This is a genomic window from Pseudomonas sp. P7779 (genome assembly GCF_013386315.1).
Classification (GTDB): domain Bacteria; phylum Pseudomonadota; class Gammaproteobacteria; order Pseudomonadales; family Pseudomonadaceae; genus Aquipseudomonas.
The window spans coordinates 1-307 of sequence record NZ_JACARZ010000236.1; the positions used below are offsets into that span (position 1 = coordinate 1).

A 307-nucleotide genomic window follows, 5' to 3' on the forward strand; every position below is an offset into this window, starting at 1 on the left:
GCCCTGCGACTTGTGGATCGTCATCGCGTACGCCAGGCGCATGTCGTCCAGATCGTCGAACGGCACTGCCACGTGTTTGCCGTCGAACGACACGTGCAGGACCGAGTTGTCGTCATCGACGGCCTCAACCAGGCCCATGTCGCCGTTGAAGATCTCCAGGTCGTAGTTGTTGCGGGTCTGCAAGACCTTGTCGCCAACACCGAAGCACGCGCCATAGCGGCGAACGACGGCCGACGGATGAGGGTTGATGGCCTGCTGCAACGCTTCGTTGAGCGCTCCAACTCCGCATGCGCCCTTGTTCATCGGC

General features: G+C 61.9%; 1 pseudogene. It reads right to left on the reverse strand.

What is annotated here, in order from left to right:
* A pseudogene (locus HX869_RS31360) lies at window positions 1-261 on the reverse strand (ATP-dependent RecD-like DNA helicase); the annotation flags it as partial.
* Between the last annotated feature and the right edge of the window lie 46 nt (window positions 262-307).